The organism is Dietzia aerolata, from assembly GCF_014144865.1.
Lineage (GTDB): Bacteria > Actinomycetota > Actinomycetes > Mycobacteriales > Mycobacteriaceae > Dietzia > Dietzia aerolata.
In genome coordinates, this window is sequence record NZ_JAALDM010000301.1 from 1 (window position 1) to 2,896 (window position 2,896).

The window sequence follows — 2,896 nt, forward strand, 5'->3', positions numbered from 1 at the left end:
GCGGCGACGAGCGCCTCCTCGGCGCGGACGCCGGAGCCCGCCCAGCCGGACAGTGCCGCGCGGAGGGTCTTGCGGCGTTGCGCGAACGCGGCGTCGGCCACCGCGAACACGCGTCGCCGGTGCTCGGCACTCATGTCCCACGGCGCCTGCTCGTACCGGTCGATCCGCACGAGCCCGGACTCGACGTTGGGCACGGGCCAGAAGACGTTGCGGCCCACCACCCCGGTGCGCCGGACGGTCCCGTAGAAGCCGGCCTTGACGCTGGGTACGCCGTAGACGCGGGAGCCGGGCGCGGCGGCCAGGCGGTCGGCCACCTCGAGCTGCACCATCACCAGCGCGGTTCGCAGGGTGGGCACCTCGGCCAGCAGGTGCAGCAGCACGGGAACAGAGACGTTGTAGGGCAGGTTGGCCACGAGCGCGGTCGGCAGGGGCTCGCCCAGATCCGAGGCGCGAACCGACAATGCATCGGCGCCCACCACGCTCAACGACCCGGCCAGCGAAGGTGCCCGCTCGGCAACGGTGCGGGGCAGCCGCTCGGCCAGTACCGGGTCGATCTCCACGGCCACGACGCTACCGGCGGCGTCCAGCAGAGGCAGGGTCAGCGAGCCGAGGCCGGGGCCCACCTCCACCACACGGTCGCCGCGCGCGACGCCGGAGGCCACGACGATCCGGCGCACGGTGTTGGGGTCGTGGACGAAGTTCTGCCCGAGGGTTTTGGTGGGTTTGATGCCCAGTTCCTCGGCCAGCGCGCGGATCTCGGGTGGACCTAAAGGTTCGGCCTGCCCGCGGAAGTGTTCAGAGATCCCGGACCCTTCGGGCTGGGATCCCGGGTCGACGATGCTCAGCGGAGCCCCAGCCGCGCGGTGCAGGCGGGCCACGCGCCCCAGCCCTGCGAGGCCAGGACCTTCTCGGCGATGGCGATCTGCTGTTCGCGGGTGGCCTGGGCTGCGGTGGGCGCGTACTGGCCGCCGCCGTGGCCGGTCCAGGTCTGCGGGTGGAACTGCAGGCCGCCGGAGAATCCGTTGCCGGTGTTGATGGACCAGTTTCCGCCGGACTCACACTGGGCGATGGCGTCCCAGGTGCTGCCCTGCGAGGACTGCGGGACGGCCGGTGCGGGCTTGGTGCCCACGCTCACGACGGCCGGCGTGGCCTCGGTGAGGACCGTCTCGGCGCCGCGCACGCGTTCGGTCTCGACGCCGTTGACGCGGGTGATCGTGTAGGTGACCTCACGCTCGCCGGGCACGGCCGGCTCCACCACGGTGCGCTCACCCTCGGTCGCCTCGGGGTTCTCGACGGTCTCCTCGGGCGCCTGGTAGGGCTCGACCACCGTCTCGTCCGCGGTGGCGATGCGGGTCACGGTGATCTGGGTGTCGGGGCCGACCGGCGTCTCGGGTGCGGGCTCGACGATGTCGGCCGGGCCGAGCTCCACGCCGAGTCGGTCGAGGAACTCGCCGACGGTGCCGCCGGGCGCGCTGAACGGGGTGTGCGGCCCGCCGTGGTCGGACAGCTGCACCTGGCGCGGGGTCACCACGGAGACGGTCGTGCCGTCCAGCGGAACCTCGGCGTCGATGCGGGGGGTGACGTAACTGCGGGGCGGGATGTCGCCGCGCTCGGAGATCAGGTCGGCGACGGTGGTGGCGGTGGTCCAGACCTCTTCGCTCTTCCCGTCGACCTCGACCGTGACGGGCCGCGCGCGCCGCAGGGTCACCGTGTCGCCGTCGTCGAGCGAGTCGCCGGGCGCGGTCACCACGTCGCGGTCGTCGACCGCGTAGCCGGCCTCCTCGAGCGCGGTGCGCACGTCGGATTTGAAGGTCACCAGCTCGACGGTGGAGCCGTCCACGTCGAGGGTGTACTGGGTGCGCTGGTCCATCGCGGCGACGCCGCCCACGACGAGGGTGGAGAGCATGCCGGCCACCGACCACCGCAGCAGCGAGGAGCGGGACTCGTGGAGCCGCTTGACGGGCCCGAGCAGTCCCGCGCCGCCGGGACGGCCGCCTGAGGCCGCGGGTGTATCGGTCCGTGCGTCGTCAACCACTGGTCAGTTCTCTCCTCGCCTACCGCGCGGGTCGCCCATTCCGGGCCCCCGCGTTTCATCACGGTAGCGTAACGAACAAGGTAGCCACGGGGCAACGCAGTACCCCTGAACTGCGACGACGACGAGGTCCGCTGATCACATTCCGTTACATTCGCCCCGTGTTTCACTCTGGTCACATAGCTCGCCGTGTCCCGAGAGCGGCAGACGAACCCGCGCCAGAGCCCGTTCAGAGGCCAGCCACAGCCAGTCGTCAGACCGTCAGCCCGAAGAGTCCCCGCGCGGTCTCCGCGACCTCGGCCACGAACTCCTCCGGCTCCTGCCCGCGCACCTCGGCGATCGCGCGGGCGGTATAGCCGACCAGGCCCACCTCGTTGCGGGCGCCGCGGAACGGCTCGGGGGCCATGTACGGGGCGTCGGTCTCCACGAGCAACTGCCCGGCCGGGGCGATCCGGGCCGCCTCACGCAGGTGGTCATTGGCCTTGAAGGTCACGTTCCCGGTGAAGGACAGCACATAGCCACGGTCCAGGGCCTCCTTCGCCACGTCCAGCGGCGAGGAGAAGCAGTGGAGCATGACGCTCGGAACGCCCGACTCCGGTCCCGCCACCTCGGCGAGCACACGCATGAGGTCGTCGTCGGCCTCTCGGTTGTGGATCATCAGGCACTTGCCCACGTCGGCGGCCAGTCCCGCGTGCCACCGCAGGGACTCCTCCTGCTCGGCCGGGTCGGCGCAGCCGTCCATCTTCCCCACCCAGTAGTGGTCCAGGCCGGTCTCCCCCACGGCCACCACGCGCGGGTGCGCGGCGAGCTCGGCGAGCCGGTCGCGCACCGCCGGACCGGTGTCGGGGTCGGTGGCCTCGCGGG

Annotated in this window: 3 protein-coding genes; all 3 read right to left on the bottom strand. The window is 72.1% G+C overall.

What is annotated here, in order from left to right; translation table 11 throughout:
* Positions 1–803 (bottom strand): 16S rRNA (adenine(1518)-N(6)/adenine(1519)-N(6))-dimethyltransferase RsmA (gene rsmA, locus G6016_RS15370; protein WP_182633485.1); only part of this gene is annotated, 803 nt, incomplete at its 3' end.
* Positions 804–841: 38 nt separating this feature from the next.
* On the bottom strand, positions 842–2,035 hold the full coding sequence (locus G6016_RS17570; protein ID WP_338403639.1) for a resuscitation-promoting factor: 1,194 nt from the start codon (positions 2,033–2,035) through the stop codon (positions 842–844).
* Between the two features lie 250 nt (positions 2,036–2,285).
* Positions 2,286–2,896, bottom strand: a 611-nt coding sequence (locus tag G6016_RS15380; protein WP_182633484.1) for a TatD family hydrolase, incomplete at its 5' end; no start/stop codon positions are given.